This is a genomic window from Halorubrum sp. AD140 (assembly GCF_034497445.1).
GTDB lineage: Archaea > Halobacteriota > Halobacteria > Halobacteriales > Haloferacaceae > Halorubrum.
The window spans coordinates 1-1,162 of the sequence record NZ_JAXRUU010000265.1 but is presented as its reverse complement, the minus strand read 5'-3'; the positions used below and the strand labels follow the sequence as shown (position 1 = coordinate 1,162).

1 protein-coding gene is annotated in these 1,162 nt (G+C 68.7%); it reads left to right on the top strand.

Annotation, left to right across the window (positions count from 1 at the left end):
- Positions 1-342: 342 nt before the first annotated feature.
- A partial coding sequence (locus U4E84_RS18065) for an arsenic resistance protein (RefSeq protein WP_322533451.1) occupies positions 343-1,162 on the top strand: 820 nt, incomplete at its 3' end.

Here is a 1,162-nt window from a genome sequence, read left to right as displayed (position 1 = left end):
ACGCGACCCGTCCGATTCAGACGTTTTGTTCGGTCCGTCCGTACTATCGACAGCTAACGTAGAATCATCCCCCGCACCTCGATTCAGATGCGTGACGCCCGCCGGACGGTCGGGGCGCCCTCTCCGCCCTCCGCTCCGCCTGTCCGCTATCGGCCGCCGGCTGCGGCCGGTCTATCCGGTCGCGGCCGACCGTCGCCGGTCCCCGCCGGCGACGATCCCGCTGACGCCGCCCCGCCCGCCCGGCGGATCGTCACGAAGGGACGGGACCGCCGTCGTTTTCCCCCTTCTCTGACGCCGATCCACAGCCTTAGCACGCCCCCGGCCAAGTACCGAGACGAGTCGATGAACCCCGTCGAAAAGCACCAGTCGGCGCTCGTCCTCGCCGCCGTCGTGCTCGGCCTCGCCGCCGGTCAGGTCGACGGCGTCCCCCCCGTCGCCGACCGGCTCATCGTCCCGTTCCTGATGGTGATGCTGTTTGCCGCGTTCGTCGGGATCCCGCTCTCGCGGCTGCGAGAGGCGTTCGGTAACCGCCGCGTCGTCGGGTCGAGCCTCCTGGTCAACTTCGTCTGGAGCCCGCTGCTCGCGGTGGGGCTCGGTGCGCTCTTCCTCCGCGACCAGCCCGCGCTCTGGGTCGGACTCATCATGCTGCTGGTGACGCCGTGTACCGACTGGTACCTCGTGTTCACCGACGTCGCCGACGGCGACGTGCCGCTTGCGACCTCGCTTCTGCCGTACAACCTCGTTCTCCAGCTGGTGTTGCTGCCGGTGTACCTCTACGCGTTCGCGGGGACGCTCGTCGATCTCCCGCTCGCGCTGCTGGCCGAGAGCGTCCTCCTCGTGTTGGTCGTCCCCCTCGTCCTCGGCGCCGTCGCCCGGTGGGCGCTCACCCGGAGGAAGGGCGAGGCGTGGTTCCGCGAGCGGTTCCTCCCTCGCCTGAGTCCGGTACAGATCGCCTTCCTCGCGCTCGCGATCGGGGCGATGTTCGCTTCGCAGGGAACCGTCGTCGTCGAGAATCCGCGCCTGCTGGCGCTGATGGCGATCCCGGTGGTGCTGTTCTACGCGATCAACCTCGCGGTCGGGTTCCTCGCCGGGCGCCTGCTCGACTTCTCGTACGGCGAACTGGTCTGTTTCAACAACACGATCCTCTCGCGCAACTCTCCGA